At 66.8% G+C, this 14,947-nt stretch carries 11 protein-coding genes; 1 reads left to right on the plus strand and 10 read right to left on the minus strand.

Annotated features, from left to right (window positions below):
* Positions 1-5 precede the first annotated feature (5 nt).
* From SMCB_RS06860 to SMCB_RS06890, 7 genes are read right to left on the minus strand one after another with little or no spacing between them, the layout of a single operon-like run.
* Positions 6-2,447: a GspE/PulE family protein gene (locus SMCB_RS06860; RefSeq protein WP_082027281.1), complete on the minus strand. Its 2,442-nt coding sequence runs from the start codon at positions 2,445-2,447 to the stop codon at positions 6-8.
* A gap of 35 nt (positions 2,448-2,482) precedes the next feature.
* Positions 2,483-2,701: a DUF2788 domain-containing protein gene (locus tag SMCB_RS06865; RefSeq protein ID WP_045535895.1), complete on the minus strand. Its 219-nt coding sequence runs from the start codon at positions 2,699-2,701 to the stop codon at positions 2,483-2,485.
* Between the two features lies 1 nt (position 2,702).
* Positions 2,703-3,491, minus strand: a complete 789-nt coding sequence (locus tag SMCB_RS06870; protein ID WP_045535896.1) for a DUF2189 domain-containing protein — start codon at positions 3,489-3,491, stop codon at positions 2,703-2,705.
* A gap of 50 nt (positions 3,492-3,541) precedes the next feature.
* Positions 3,542-5,194 carry an ABC transporter ATP-binding protein gene (locus SMCB_RS06875; RefSeq protein ID WP_045535897.1) on the minus strand — a complete coding sequence of 551 codons (1,653 nt, stop codon included), beginning with the start codon at positions 5,192-5,194 and terminating at the stop codon, positions 3,542-3,544.
* Positions 5,191-6,222, minus strand: coding sequence for an ABC transporter permease (locus SMCB_RS06880; protein WP_082027282.1), 1,032 nt, complete (start codon positions 6,220-6,222; stop codon positions 5,191-5,193). Before SMCB_RS06880 ends, SMCB_RS06875 begins: the two co-directional genes overlap by 4 nt.
* A 22-nt stretch (positions 6,223-6,244) precedes the next feature.
* A complete protein-coding gene (locus SMCB_RS06885; RefSeq protein ID WP_045535899.1) occupies positions 6,245-7,282 on the minus strand; it encodes a microcin C ABC transporter permease YejB in 1,038 nt (345 codons plus the stop codon).
* Position 7,283: 1 nt separating this feature from the next.
* Positions 7,284-9,275: an extracellular solute-binding protein gene (locus SMCB_RS06890; RefSeq protein ID WP_082027283.1), complete on the minus strand. Its 1,992-nt coding sequence runs from the start codon at positions 9,273-9,275 to the stop codon at positions 7,284-7,286.
* Between the two features lie 37 nt (positions 9,276-9,312).
* Here SMCB_RS06890 and fabI point away from each other — a divergent pair, with 37 nt between their 5' ends.
* Positions 9,313-10,158 carry an enoyl-ACP reductase FabI gene (fabI, locus tag SMCB_RS06895; protein ID WP_045535900.1) on the plus strand — a complete coding sequence of 282 codons (846 nt, stop codon included), beginning with the start codon at positions 9,313-9,315 and terminating at the stop codon, positions 10,156-10,158.
* Between the two features lie 6 nt (positions 10,159-10,164).
* On the opposite strand, the gene SMCB_RS06900 is transcribed toward fabI, so the two are convergent.
* The 3 genes from SMCB_RS06900 to SMCB_RS06910 form a co-directional block, all read right to left on the minus strand.
* Positions 10,165-10,536, minus strand: a complete 372-nt coding sequence (locus SMCB_RS06900) for a hypothetical protein (RefSeq protein ID WP_045535901.1) — start codon at positions 10,534-10,536, stop codon at positions 10,165-10,167.
* 78 nt (positions 10,537-10,614) lie between these two features.
* Positions 10,615-13,767 carry an efflux RND transporter permease subunit gene (locus tag SMCB_RS06905; RefSeq protein WP_045535902.1) on the minus strand — a complete coding sequence of 1,051 codons (3,153 nt, stop codon included), beginning with the start codon at positions 13,765-13,767 and terminating at the stop codon, positions 10,615-10,617.
* A 19-nt stretch (positions 13,768-13,786) separates the two neighbouring features.
* On the minus strand, positions 13,787-14,947 hold the full coding sequence (locus SMCB_RS06910; RefSeq protein WP_045535903.1) for an efflux RND transporter periplasmic adaptor subunit: 1,161 nt from the start codon (positions 14,945-14,947) through the stop codon (positions 13,787-13,789).

Here is a 14,947-nt window from a genome sequence, read left to right on the forward strand (position 1 = left end):
GCCTCTTAGCCCACGGTGTTGGAACGCACCTCGGCTAGGCTGGTCAGGCCCTGCAGGAGCTTTTCTATGCCATCTTGGCGCAAGGTGCGCATGCCCTCATCGAGCGCCAGGTGTTGAATCTCGGTCGGTCGAGCGCGGGTTTGAATCAGGCGGCGCATGTCCGGGCTGCCGCACAACAGCTCGTGCAGAGCCAAGCGGCCCGCATAGCCGCTGTGGCCGCATTGCTCGCAACCGGGAGCCGTGCGCACGAGCAGGCGCCCGTCCTTGGCATAAGCCTGCATCCATTCGTCGAGCAGGGCATGGCCTTGGCGCAAGGGGTGAGTGGCCGGCAGCAGGGCTTGGTAGTCGCGCAGCAGCTCATCGATTTGGGCGCTCTCGAGCGGCCGCTCAACCTCACAGTGCTTGCACAAGCGCCGCACCAGGCGCTGCGCCAACACCCCTTGCAACGAATCGGCAAAGGAAAAGGGATCGACCCCCAGATCGATCAGGCGCACCACCGTTTCGGCAGCCGAATTGGTGTGCAAGGTCGAAAACACCAAGTGCCCGGTCAACGACGCCTCAATAGCAATTTCAGCCGTTTCATGGTCGCGGATTTCGCCCACCATGATCACATCCGGGTCGGCACGCAACAGGGTGCGCAAGGCCGCGGCAAAAGTCCAGCCGATTTTGGCGTTGACCTGTATCTGGCGCAAACCACGCTGGGTGATTTCAACCGGGTCTTCGGCGGTCCAGATTTTGCGGTTCGGGGTGTTGATGCGCTGCAACGCCGAATGCAAAGTGGTGGTCTTGCCAGAGCCGGTCGGGCCGACGCACAAAAACAAGCCGTAGGGGCGCTCGACCAAGGCCTCGAAACGCTGCAAATTGCGGGCGTTGAGATGCAGTTGCTCGAGCGCCAGCGGCTTCGTCGAGGACAGCAACCGCAACACCACGTCTTCGAGCCCGCCCGCAGTCGGCACGGTGGCCACCCGCAACTCGATCAGTATGCCACCAAACTTGGCAAAATTGATCTTTCCGTCTTGCGGTTTGCGGCGTTCGGAGATATCGAGGTCGCACATGATCTTGATGCGCGCCACCAAGGCGTTGCGGTAGTTGGCCGGCAGCTCGAGGTAGTTGCGCATCTGGCCGTCGACGCGAAAGCGAATCTGCAATTTCTGGCGCCCCGGATAGGGCTCGATGTGGATGTCGGAGGCCCCTTGCTGGTGCGCTTCGGCGATCATGGAATTGATCAACCGCACCAAGGTGTTGTCGGACTGCTCGATCGGCTTTTCTTCGAAATCGTCTTTGGCCCCACCAACCAGTTCAACCGCCAACTGCACCGCATCCTGCGGCCCCTGGGCCGGTCGTGCAGTGGCGGCAACAGCAGAAGCGGGAGCGGTGGCGCTAGAGAGCTCGCTCAACCCCACCTCGCGATAGGCTTTTTGAATGCTTTCACCTATTTCGGTGCTGACACTCACCACCGGCAAAATTTTGCGCTGGGTTGTGAACTCCAGATCATCGATGACGCGAAACTGCAGCGGATCGAGCATGGCCACCACCAACGCCCCACCCTGCTCCACAAGGGGCAGCACCTGCAGGCGCTGCGCCAATGCCAACGGAATGCGACGCAAAGCGCTGGCATCGATCGGAAATTTGTATAAATTGACAAAGGGGTAGCCCATTTTGCGGGCAAAGGCGGTTTGCAGGTCGGCTGCAGACACCAGGCCTTTATCAAGCAACAGCTGCCCCAGCGGTTGCCGGCTTTGGTCGGCCTGCTGCCACTCCAGCACTTGCGCCAGCTGCTCAGGCGTGATCTTGCCCAACCCCACCAGGGCCTCGCCGATGGGCACTGGCTGCAACCTGGCTTGCCGTTGCAACGCACGCTGCAAATCAACCAAGGTTTCCACCACCGAGGGCGCCTCGCTGGCAACCGGGGCCAGCGGTTGCGTGTGCGGCCATTCGTGCAACACGGTCTGGGCAAAATCGGTATCGGCGATTTGGCTCTGCTGGCCCGCGCGCAGCTCGAAGCGCAAAATCCCGCTTTTGGGAATAAAAACGCGCTGCGGCTCGCCGTCAAGGGCCGATTTGGGGAAAATCCACAAACCCTGGTCGGTTTTTTTGTAGCCCAGGCAAATGCCCGAGTAGAGCGCGCCGTCGCGCAAGGAAACCAGAAAAGAATGGGTGGCCGGATGCAGCTCCAGGCTGTGCGCATCGGTGCGGCCGTGGTCGGCCTCGCTGACCGGCCGCGCATCGATTTTCAAGCGCTTGACTTGGTTGAACTTTAAACTCAGGCTGCGTTGCTGCGCAGTGGGCCGGATTTTGATCACGCGGGCGGCCTGATCAAAGTCGAGCAACAGGCCCGAAACGGTTTGCTCGCCCCAGCCGTCGGCGCTGCAAATCAGACCGGTTTGCCCGATTTCGAGGGTTTCATCCTGCAGCAGGTCGGGCAATTGAAAATGGGTTCGGCTCATGTGGAGTGGATACGCGCAGTTGCCCAGTGAGGGGGCTATTCAACAAACCATTTGATCACGCTTTTGGCCAGAAAGCCGACCATCCCAAACGACAACACCAGCAGCAAAATGAAGGTGCCAAACTTGCCCGCCTTGGATTCGCGCGCCAGGTTAAAGACGATAAACAGCATGAAGAGGATGAAGCCGCCCAAGCCGATGGTCAGGCCAAAGCTGGCGATCTGGTCTTCGGTGAAGCCGAATACGGTTCCAGGCATGTTATTGCACCCCTCCCCACGAACCCGGCAGACCGAAGGCGCCGGCGCGCTTCAATTGCACATAGGCGTGCCAGCTGGCGTGACCGAGCCACGGCAACAGCACGATCAAACCCAGCATCCACGTGAGCAGCCCCACGGCCACGATGAGGGCGATCAAAAGCGCCCACAGCACCATCACCACGGGGTACTGCGCCACCACGCGCCAGCTGTGGGCCACCGCCACCGGCAACGGCTGCGCGGTGTCGAGCAGCAGCGGAAAGCTCATCACGCTGGAAGCAAAGACCGGCGCCGCCAGCAGGGCCCCGAGCATGAGCCAGCCTACAAACAACCACTCGCTGGGGCCCAGCACCACGTGCGTCAGAAAATCTTGCCAAGTGCCTATGGGTTGTGGTGCCCAAAAGGCCAGCAAGCCAGCCGACAGCAAAACCCAAGCCGTACCGGCCAATGCCAGCAATATCCCAAACAGCACCAAGCGCGGATCGGCAGAGCGCCACAGCTTCAATACGGCGGGCATGCCGACCCGCCGGCCCAGCTGAGCCTCGCGGCTGACCAGCAACAGGCCCACCAAGACCACCGGCGCCACCAGCAACAGACCGGAAAACGCCCCCGCCTTCCACCAGAAATGGCCTTGAGCAAGCCACATCAGGCTGGCGCCAAACAGGGCCGCCGCCAAACCATGGAGCAAACCGGGCACCGGGTTGGTGCGCAGATCGTGCCAGCCCAGCGCGAGCCAGCGCAGGGGTGAGGTGAGGGTGATGGCAACTGGGGGCGGGGCGTGGGCTTCGTTCATGTCGGCAACATCAAAACGGCGTGGGCAAAAAGACTGCGGGCAGGGCGCGGCTAGGGCTCGGTGCGCGGGCACAGGGGCGCACAAGCCCGCACCAAACTCTGCGTGTAGGGGTGCTGGGGCAACTGTAACACCTGCTCGGCGCTGCCTTGCTCGACCACCGCCCCGCCCTGCAGCACCAGCACCTGGTGCGCCAGGGCCCAGATCACGTCCAGGTCGTGCGTGATGAGCAGGTAGCTTAAGTTGTGCTCGCGCTGCAGCCGCAGCAGCAGCTCCAGCACCTGCTGCTGCACCGTGACATCGAGTGCCGACGTGGGCTCGTCGAGCACCAGCAAGCGCGGCTGCACGATCAGGGCGCGCGCGATGGCGATGCGCTGGCGCTGGCCACCCGAAAACTCGTGCGGGTAGCGCTGCAACCAGCGCAGCAGCTCGGCTTGCGGCCCAGACTCGGGCAGCAGCCCGACTTCGCGCAGCGCCTGCAACACGCGCTCGCGCCGCTGCGGCACGCTCAGGTGCGGTTCGTGCACGAGCAGGCCCTCGCCCACGATCTGCTCGATGTTCATGCGCGGCGACAGGCTGGAAAACGGGTCTTGAAACACCACCTGCACCTGGCGACGCAAGCGGCGCAGGCGCGGGGTGTTGGCGCGCGCCGGGCCCATGCCGGGTTCGCCCCACGCTTCGCCCATGATCTGCAACTCGCCCTGGTGGCGCAGCAGACCGAGGGCGGCCAGCGCCAGCGTCGATTTGCCCGAGCCCGATTCGCCCACCACGCCCAGCGTGCGCCCGGGGGGCAGCTCAAACTCGACGCCGCGCACGGCCTCGAAGCGCCCGCGCTTGAACCAGCCCGCCAAGCCCGGGCGCGGCACCTCGTAGGCCACGGCCAGCTGGCGCGCCCGCAGCACCTGCGGCGGCCCGGGCGGCGGTTGCGGGCCAAAGCTGCGCTTGGGGCGGCTGCCCAAGAGCTTGCGCGTGTAGGGGTGCTGCGCCTGCTCGAACACCTGCACCACCGGGCCCTGCTCCACCAAGTGCCCGCGCTCGAGCACCAGCACGCGGTCGGCAAACTGGCGCACCAGGTGCAGGTCGTGGGTGATGAGCAGCAGCGCCATCCCTAGGCGCTGTTGCAGCGTGCCCAGCAGCTCGAGCATCTGCGTGCGCAAGCTGGCGTCGAGCGCGGTGGTGGGTTCGTCGGCAATCAGCAGCCGCGGCTCGCTGGCCAGCGCCATGGCGATCATGGCGCGCTGGCGCTGGCCGCCGCTGAGCTGGTGCGGGTAGGCGCGGGCGCGCCGCTCTGGCTCGGGCATGCCGGTGGCGGCCAGCAGCTCGACGATGCGCGCTTCGGCCTGGCGTGCGCTCAGGCCTTTTTTGAGGGTGAGGATTTCGCCGATCTGGTTGCCCACGGTGTAGAGCGGATTGAGCGCCGTCATGGGCTCTTGAAAGATGCACGCCACCTCGTCGCCGCGCACGCCGCGCAGCTCGCGCTCGCTCAAACGCAGCAGGTCGCGCCCTTGCAGCAACGCGCTGCCGCCCACTTCGGCCTCGGGAAGCAGGCGCAGCAGGCTCAGGGCCGAGACCGTCTTGCCCGAGCCCGATTCGCCCACCAGCGCCAGCCGCTCGCCGGCCGCGAGCTCGAAGTCGATGCCGTGCACCACCTCGAGCCCAGCAAAGGCCACGCTCAAGCCCCGCACCTGCAACAGCGGCGCGCTCACCGCTGCACCTTTCGCGGGTCGAGCGCGTCGCGCAGCGCATCGCCCATGAAGGTGAGCAGCAGCAGCGTGAGCACCAGCACGGCAAAGGTGCCCAGCGAGATCCACCACGCGTCGAGGTTGTTCTTGCCCTGCGCCAGCAGCTCGCCCAGCGAGGGTGTGCCGGGCGGCACGCCCAAGCCCAGAAAGTCGAGCGCGGTCAGCGCCAATATGGCCGCGCTCATGCGAAAGGGCAGAAAAGTGACCACTGGCGTGAGGCTGTTGGGCAGGATGTGGCGGCGCATGATCTGCCAGTTGCTCAATCCCATGGCGCGCGCGGCGCGCACGTAGTCGAGCTGGCGGTTGCGCAAAAACTCGGCGCGCACGTAGTCGCTCAGGCCCATCCAGCCAAACAGGCTGAGCAAGACCAGCAGCAACAGCAAACCGGGCTCGAACAGCGCCGAAAAAATGATCAACAAATAGAGCTCGGGCATCGAGCCCCAGACCTCGATGAAGCGCTGCCCCACCAGATCGACGCGGCCGCCGTAGTAGCCCTGTATGGCACCAGCGAGCACACCCAGCAACACGCCCACCGCCGTGAGGGCGAGCGCAAACAGCACCGAGAGCCTGAAGCCGTACAGCAAGCGTGCGGCCACGTCGCGGCCGCGGTCGTCGGTGCCGAGCCAGTTGCTGGCGCTGGGGCCCGAGGGGTGCGGCTCGGGCGCGAAGTAGTTGATGCTGCTGTGGTGAAAGCGGATGGGGGGGAACAGGGCCCAGTTGCCGGGCTGCTCGAACTGGCGCTGGATGAAGGGGTCGTGGAAATCGGTCGGGGTCTCGAAGTCGCCGCCAAAGGCGGTCTCGGGTGGGTTGTGCAGCAGCGGCACGTGCAGTTGGCCACCGTAGCGCGCCAGCAGGGGCCGGTCGTTGGCGATCAGTTCGGCCCCGAGGCTGAGCACGAACAGCAGGCCAAAGAGGATCAGGCTGTAAAAACCGAGCCGATGGCGGCGAAAGCGGCGCCACGCCAGCCGCCCCGGGCTGAGCGCGGGCGGCAAGGGAGTGGCAGAGGCTGGGGCTTCAGTCAAAACGGACACGGGGATCGACCCAGACGTAACACAGATCGCTGATCAGGCGCGTGACCAGCGCGATCAGGGCAAACAGATACAGCGTGCCCATAACCACGGGGAAGTCGCGCCGGATCACGCTCTCAAAGCCCAGCAGCCCCAGCCCTTCGAGCGAAAACAGGGTTTCGATCAGCAGCGCGCTGGCAAAAAAGGCACCGACAAAGGCCGCCGGGAAGGCGGTGACGATGGGGATCAGGGCGTTGCGAAACACGTGCTTGTACAGCACCCGGCGCTCGCTCAGGCCCTTGGCGCGCGCAGTCAGCACGTATTGCTTGCGTATTTCTTCGAGCAGCGCGTTTTTGGTCAGCATGGTGGTGATGGCAAAGGCACCCACCACGCTGGCCGTGACCGGCAGCGTGATGTGCCACAGGTAGTCCACGATCTGCGCCCCCAAGCTGAGCTCGTGCCAGTTGCTCGAGACCAGCCCGCGCAGCGGAAACCACTGCAACTGGCCGCCAAAAATCACCAGCAGCGCCACGCCGAGCACGAAGCCGGGGATGGCAAAACCCACCAGCACAATGACGCTGGTGGCGGTGTCGAAGCGGCTGCCGGCGCGCACCGCTTTGGCGATGCCCAGCGGGATCGAGACCGCGTAGCTGATGAGGAAGGTCCAGAGCCCGAGGCTGATCGAAACCGGCAGGCGCTCGACGATCAGCTCCCAGACCGAGCGGTGGTGAAAAAAGCTCTGCCCGAGGTCGAAGCGCAAAAACTGCCCCACCATCTGCAAAAAGCGCTCGTGCGCGGGCAGATCGAAGCCGTAGAGCTGCCGGATCTGCTCGATCTGGGCCGCATCCAGCCCTTGGCGGCCGTGGATGCCGGCTGCCGCCCCGGCCGCCACGCCCTCGCCCCCGACATCGCGCCCCTGCAACTGCGCCACCATCTGCTCCACCGGCCCGCCGGGGACGAACTGGATGACGATGAAGGTGAGCAGCAAAATCCCGAACAGGGTCGGGATCATGAGCAGCAGGCGCTTGAGGACGTAGCTCCACATGTCAACGTCCTCCCGCAGCGCGTGCGGCGCTGGCGGCTTGACGTTGCTGCAACTCGGCCCGGTTGGCCGCGCTGGCCCACCAAGTGGCCAGCACCCAGCCCTCGGGCTGGAAGTAGCGCGGCAGCACGGCCGGCTGCTCGAAGCGCCCGGCGCGGTAGGCGATGCGGTGCACGCTGCCGTACCAGTGCGGGATCATCAGGTGTTGGTGGCGCAGCACGCGGTCGAGCGCGCGCAAGGACGCGACCAGCTCGGGCCGGGTGCGCGCAGCCACGGCGCGCTCGAGCAGCGCATCGACGGCCGGGTCGCGCAGCCCGATCAGGTTGCTCGAACCCGGGGTGGTGGCGGCGGCCGAGCCGAAGCGGTCCAGCAGCTCGGCCCCCGGGGCTTGGCTGCCGAGCCAGCGCACGCTGGTGAGGTCGAAGTCGAAGGCGTCGAGGCGGCGTTGCAGCAGCGCAAAGTCCACCACGCGGTAGCGGGCTTCGATGCCGAGGCGGCGCAGGTTGTTTTGCAGCGGCGTCACCACCCGGCCCATGCCACCGCCGCTGTCGAGGAACTCGATCACCATCGGCTCGCCTTGGGCGTTGCGCAGCGCACCGTCGCGGTAGCGCCAGCCGGCGGCGGCGAGCAGGTCGCGCGCACGGCGCAGGTGGTCGCGCAGGGTCTGGCCAGAATCGAGCTCGAGCCGCGTCACCGGCGGCAGCGGCACCGGCTGGGTGAACACGGCTGCGGGCAGTTGTGCGCGCAAGGGTTCGAGCAGTGCCAGTTCGTCGGCGCCGGGCAGACCCCTAGCCTCGAAGTCGCTGGCAGTAAAAAAGCCGCGCATGCGCTCGAAGGAATTGAAGAACAGCTGCCGGTTCATCCATTCAAAGTCCAGCGCCAGCGCAATCGCTTCGCGCACGCGCGCATCTTGAAGGTGCGGACGCCGGGTGTTGAACAAAAAGCCCTGAAAATCGCCGGCGTTGTGGTGCGCCACTTCACGCTTGATGAGCTCACCGCGGTCAAAGGGGCGCCCGATCAGGGTGCGCGCCCATTCGCGCGAGATGAAGGACTGCATGTAGTCGAACTCGCCGGCCTTGAAGGCCTGCACCTGCGCCGTGGGGTCGCGAAAGATGGTGTAGGTGATGCGCTCGAAGTTGAACATGCCGCGGCGCACGTTCAGGTCGGCGGCCCACCAGTGGGGGTCGCGCACGAAGGTGATGTCGCGGCCAAAATTGACCGGCCCGATGCGGTAGGGACCCGAGGCGATCGGGTGCTGCAAGACGACTTGGTCAAAGGGCAGGCGCTGGCCGTTTTCCAGCCCCCACTGGCGGCTGAACACCGGCATGGAGCCGGCGATGAGTGGCAGCTCCGGGTTGGGGCGCGCAAAATCAAAGCGCAGCAGGCGCTCGCCCAGCACCTGCACACCGGTGATCTCGCTAAAAAAACTGCGCAACTGCGGTGCCGCGTGGACGCCGGTGAGGGTTTCGAACGAGTGCTGCACGTCGGCCGCCAGCACCGGCTCGCCGTTGTGAAAGCGCGCGCGCGGGTGCAGCCTGAAGGTGGCCGAGCGGCCGTCGGCGGCCACCTGCACCGATTCGGCCAGCAGCCCGTAGGCGCTGTTGGGCTCGTCGAGGTGGGGAGTGAGCAGCGACTCGAACATCAGCAACCACATGCCCGGCGGCGCCGTGCCCTTGAGCGTGAACGGGTTGAACTTGTCGAAGGTGCTGATGCGCGTGGGCGAAACCAGAGTGATCGAGCCGCCGCGCGGGGCTTGCGGATTGACGTGGGCAAAGTGGGCAAAACCGGGCGGCAACGCGAGGTCGCCGAACTGGGCGTAGCCGTGCGCGGGTGCCCCGGCCCGGGCTTGGTTGGCTGCCGCAGCGGCCAGCAGCAAAAACAGCACGAGAAGCGCCAGCAGCAGATGCGTGAGCGCGCGCAGTGCTGGCGCGACGGCAGCTGGCCGCAGCGGGCTGGGCCCGCAAAAACACTGCCATCTGAAACACGGGTTCTGCATGCGACAATTCTGCCTCACATTTTCTGGAGCATGAGGCATGGGTTTTCTGGTCGGTAAAAAGTTCTTGATCACCGGTTTGCTGTCGAACCGCTCGATCGCCTACGGCATTGCCCGGGCTTGCCACGCGCAGGGGGCCGAGTTGGCGTTCAGCTACGTGGGCGAGCGCTTCCGCGATCGGATCACCGACTTTGCTGCCGAGTTCAACTCCAGCCTGGTGTTCGACTGCGACGTGGCCGACGACGCCCAGATCGAGCGCTTGTTCCTCGATTTGTCGGCGCACTGGCCGCGCTTTGATGGCTTTGTGCACAGCATCGGCTTTGCCCCGCGCGAGGCCATCGCCGGCAATCTGCTCGACGGCCTGAGCCGCGAGGCCTTTCGCATCGCGCACGACATCAGCGCCTACAGCTTCCCAGCGCTGGCCAAAGCCGCCCTGCCCTACCTGAACGACCGCTCGGCCCTGCTGACCTTAAGCTACCTCGGCGCGCTGCGCACGGTACCGCACTACAACACCATGGGCTTGGCCAAGGCCAGCCTGGAAGCGAGCGTGCGCTACCTGGCCGAGGCCGTGGGGCGGCTCGACGACGGGCGCAGCATCCGCGTCAACGGCGTGAGCGCCGGCCCGATCCGCACCTTGGCCGCCAGCGGCATCAAAGACTTTAGCAAGCTGCTGGGCATGGTCGCCGACGCCGCGCCGCTGCGGCGCAACGTCACCATCGACGACGTGGGCAACGTCGTCGCGTTTTTGCTCAGCGACCTGGCCGCCGGCGTCACCGCCGAGATCACCTACGTGGACTGCGGCTTCAGCCAGACCGCCGGCATCAGCCGCGACAGCGAGCGCGTCAACGGCGGCAACAACGGCAACGGCAGCAACGCGGCGGGCTGATGGGCTTTAGGGCAACACAAAACGCACCGTGATCGCCGGCTGATTGGGCCGGTTGATGGTTGCCACGGCGCGCGCGCCGGCTGCCAGTTGCAGATTGGCTTGCAGCATGTTGGGGCCGGCTGGGCTCAGGGGGGCTTGGGTGCGCGTGGCGCCTTGCAGCACGGTGAGCTGGCCCGTCATCTGGGCCACGTTGAAGGGCTTGCCGTGGTCATCGACAAAAATCTGCGCCTGCGCGCCGCGCCCGACGAGCTCAAAGCCCAGATCGGCCGCCACCTGCACCACACCGCCGTGCTGCGGCTTGGGCGCGCCGTGGGCGTGGGCGTTGAAACCGATCATCGACAGGCCCAGCAGGGCCGCGATTGCGTAGCGTTTTTGCATTTCATTCTCCAAAAAAAGTGGGGGGGATTTGGCCGCATTGGGCGCCGACTCACGTCGCGATTGTGAATCAGCGCAGGCTCAATACGACTCCTGCACCGCCGCATCGGCGCGGCTGGTGTCGGTTTCGTTGACCAAGCGCTCGGTGGCTGCGCGCCCGTAGCGCAGATAGAGCACCGGCGTCAGCAGGGTGTCGAGCAGGGTTGAGCTCACCAGCCCGCCAAAGATCACCACCGCCACCGGGTGCAAAATCTCCTTGCCCGGCGCATCGGCCGCCAGCAGCAAGGGCGTGAGGGCAAAGGCTGCCACCAGCGCCGTCATCAGCACCGGCGTGAGGCGCTCGAGCGAGCCGCGCACCACCATCTCGGGCCCGAAGCGTTCGCCCTCGAACTTGCACAGGTTGATGTAGTGGCTGATCTTGAGCACGCCGTTGCGGCTGGCAATGCCGGCCAGGGTGATGAAGCCCACCATCGAAGCCACCGAGAGCGACACGCCCGCGATCCACATCGCCAGCACCGAACCGATCAGGGCCAGCGGGATGTTGAGCATGATGATGCCGGTGAGCAGCGCCGATTTGTAGCGCGAATACAGCACCATGAAAATCAGCAGCAGCGACAACAGCGACAAGCCGGCGATCAGCCGCGTGGCCTGCTCTTGCGCCTGGAACTGGCCTTCGAGCGTGATGAAGGCCCCCGGCGGCAGCGCGCTGCCCGCGATCACGCCGCGCACGTCGGCGATGATGTGCGCCATGTCGGAGCCGTCGGTGTTGGCATAGACCACGATGCGCCGGCGGCCGTTCTCGCGCCCGATCTGGTTCGGGCCGTCGCTCACCTCCACCGTGGCAAAGGCCGACACCGGCACGCTGCCCGAGGGTGTGTCGATCAGCAGGCGCTCGAGGTCTTGCGGGCTGCGCGCGCCGTCGGGCAGGCGCAGCACCAGCTCGAAACGCCGCGGCCCATCGACGATCACCGCCCCGTGCGCGCCGTCGGTGAGCGCTTGCAGCACGCGCACCGCCTCGCCCGGCGACAGACCGGTCTGCGCAAGCCGCTGGTGGTCGATGCGCAGCGTGATCTGCGGGATCAGCACCTGTTTTTCGACGCTCAAATCCACCAGCCCCGGCACCGCCTCCAGCTCCTGGCGCAGTTGCGCCGCCAGGCCGCGCAGGGTGTCGGTGTCGTCGCCAAAGACCTTGATCGCGATCTGCGCCCGCACCCCGGCCAGCAAGTGGTCGAGCCGGTGCGAGATCGGCTGCCCCACCGCCACCTGCACCGGCAGCAGCGCCAAGCGCTCGCGGATGTCGGCCATCACGGCCTCGCGGTCGCGCGCGCTGGGGGCCAGCCCGACGTCGATCTCGGCCGCGTGCACCCCTTCGGCGTGCTCGTCGAGCTCGGCGCGGCCGGTGCGCCGCCCCACGTGCGTGACTTCGGGCACCTGCAAGATCAGGGTCTCGGCCAGCGCACCGATGCGGTTCGATTCCTCGAGCGAGGTGCCGGGCTGCATCAGCATCCCCAACGTCAGCGAGCCCTCGTTGAAGGCCGGCAGAAAAGCGCGCGGAAAAAACGGCACGCTCGCCGCCGCCAGCGCCACCGCCACCACGGCCGCCCCCAGCAGCAGGCGCGTGCGCCCGAAAGACCAGCGCAGCAGGCGCTCGTCCCAGCGCTTGAGGCGCACCACCAGCGGGCTGTCGCCGTGCGTCAGGCGCTTCATGCGCGGCAGCAGGTAGTAGCACAGCACCGGCGTGACGGTCATGGCCACCGCCATCGACGCCAGAATCGAGACGATGTACGCCACCCCCAGCGGCGCAAACAGCCGCCCTTCGATGCCCGGCAGCGCAAACAGCGGCACGAACACCAGCACCACGATCAGCGTGGCATAGACGATGCCGGTGCGCACCTCGATGCTGGCCTGGCGCACGACCTCGATCACCGGCTGCGGCTGCGCCCGCAGGCGGTTTTGCTTCAGGCGGCGCAAGGTGTTTTCCACATCCACCACCGCGTCATCGACCAGCTCGCCGATGGCGATGGCGATGCCGCCCAGCGTCATGACGTTGATGGTCTGCCCCAGCCAGTGAAACACCAGCGCCGTGGCCGCCAGCGACAGCGGAATGGCGGTGAGCGAGATCAGCGTCGTGCGCGCCGAGAGCAAGAAGGCAAAGAGCACGATCGCCACCATGATGGCGCCGTCGCGCAGCGCCTCGGCCACGTTGCCGGTGGCCGCCTGGATGAAATCGGCCTGCCTGAACAGCACCTGCGGCTCGGCCAGCCCGGCGGGGCGCCCGGCCTTGAGCTCGTGCAGCGCGGCCTCGATCTGCTCGTTCAGGCGCAGCGTGTCGGCCCCGGGCTGCTTTTGGATGCTCAACACCACCGCCGGGGCACCGTTGAAGCCAGCGTCGCCGCGCTTCATGCCGGCGGCAAAGCGCACGTTGGCCACTTGCTGCAGCAGGATCGGGCGCCCCTCGCGCCAAGCCACCGCCAAGCCTTGCAGATCTTCGATGCGGCTGGTGCGCCCGATGTGGCGGATCATGTACTCGCGGCTGTTGCGGTCGATGAAACCGCCACCGGCGTTGCTGGCAAAGCCGGCCAGCGCGGCCTCGATCTGCGTCAGCGTGACGCCAAACTGCGCCATGCGCTGCGGGTCGGGCTCGACGCGCAACTGGCGCACCTCGCCGCCGATGGGGATCACCTGCGACACGCCGGCAATCGACAGCAAACGCGGGCGCAGCACGTAGTCCGCGTATTCGCGCGCCTCCATGGCCGCCAGCGCGGCGGCATCGGCGCTGCCTGCGGCCTGCGCTTGCAGGGGCAGCGCCAGCAGCATCACCTCGCCCATGATCGACGACACCGGCCCCATGGTCGGGCTGATCTCGGGCGGCAGTTGCGCGCGCACCAACGACAGCCGCTCGGCCACTTGCTGGCGGTTGCGAAACACATCGGTGCCCCAGTCGAACTCGGCATAGACGATCGACAGACCGATGCCCGATACCGATCGCACCCGCGTCACGCCGGGCATGCCGTTGAGCGCGGTTTCGATCGGCACCGTGATCAGTTGCTCGACCTCCTCCGGCGCCATGCCGCCGGCTTCGGTGAGCACCGTGACCTGCGGCTTGTTCAGGTCAGGGAACACATCGACCGGCATGCGCCAGGCGGTGAGGGCCCCATAGACCAGCAAAATGGCTGCAAAAACCAGCACAAACAGCCGGTTGTTCAGGCTGTGGCGTACGATCCAATTGAACATGACAGTCCTTTGCGCGGCGTCAGCGAATTTGCGCAAGCAGGGCCGCGCCACGCACCACCACCCGGTTGTCGGCACCCAGCCCGGCGTGCACCACCACGGTGCTGGCGTCGAGCGCTCGGAACTGCACCGGCTGCGGGATGTAGCGCTCGGCGCCCGACTTGATCCACAGCACCGGCTGGTTGGCCGGGTTGCGCACGATCGCCTCGGCCGGCAGCACAAAGCCCTGCAGGGTGTCGGTGCGCTGCACGATCACGGTCACCGGCTGGCCCAGCGCCAGCGGCAGTTGCGCGGTGGCTGTTGCGTTGCCGGCGCTGGGTGGGCTCTGGCGGGCGCGAAACAGCAGCGGCAGCAGGCCGTCGCGCAGCGCGGCACCACTGCCCAGCGGCTCGAGGCGCACGCCGGGCATGCCGGCCAGCGTGGCGGCGGCGATGCGCTGACCCAGCGCGACATCGGCCGTGCTGGCCTCAACCAGCAAGCGCGCCGGATCGACGATCTCAAACAGCACCTCGCGGCCCTCCACCACTTGGCCGGCCAGCACCTCGGCGCGCGCGATCACGCCGCCCACGGGGGCGCGCAGCGCCACGCGCGCACGCTGCCCGGCGCTCAGCGCCTGCTGGCGCGCCTGCAGGCTGTACACCTCGGCCTGCGCGGCTTCGATCTCGCGCCGCGGCACCGAACCTTCTAGGCTGCTCAGGCGCTGCCAGCGCTGCTCGGCCACGGTTTGCGCCGCGCGCAGTTCGGCCAGTTGCGCCTGCAGGCTGGCGCCCGCCAGCGGATCGGGCAGATGGCGCACATAGGCCAGCACCTCGCCGGCGCGCACGCGCTGCCCCGGGAGCGCAAAACCGCGCGGCCCGGCTTCGATCTGCCCGGTCAGCGGGCTTTGCACGCGCGCACCGGCGTTGGGGTCTTGCACCACCCGGCCCGGCAGCTCGGTGGTCTGCGGCACTTGCGCGGCTTGAGCCAGCACGGTGCGGAAGCCCATCAGGCGCTGCGAAGCCATGGGCACCTGCACGCTGCCGTCGGGCAGGCGCAGCAGGCCGTCGGCGCGCGCTGCCGCGCCCGGGGCGTCGAGGTGTTCACCGTCGGGGCCGTGTGCACCCGGAGCGGCCCAGGCGCTGCCCGCAGCAATGAAGGCCACAAAGCCCAAGGCCAGCGCCCACCGCAGCGCATTGTTGTGCAT

It is taken from the genome of Serpentinimonas maccroryi, assembly GCF_000828915.1.
Lineage (GTDB): Bacteria > Pseudomonadota > Gammaproteobacteria > Burkholderiales > Burkholderiaceae_C > Serpentinimonas > Serpentinimonas maccroryi.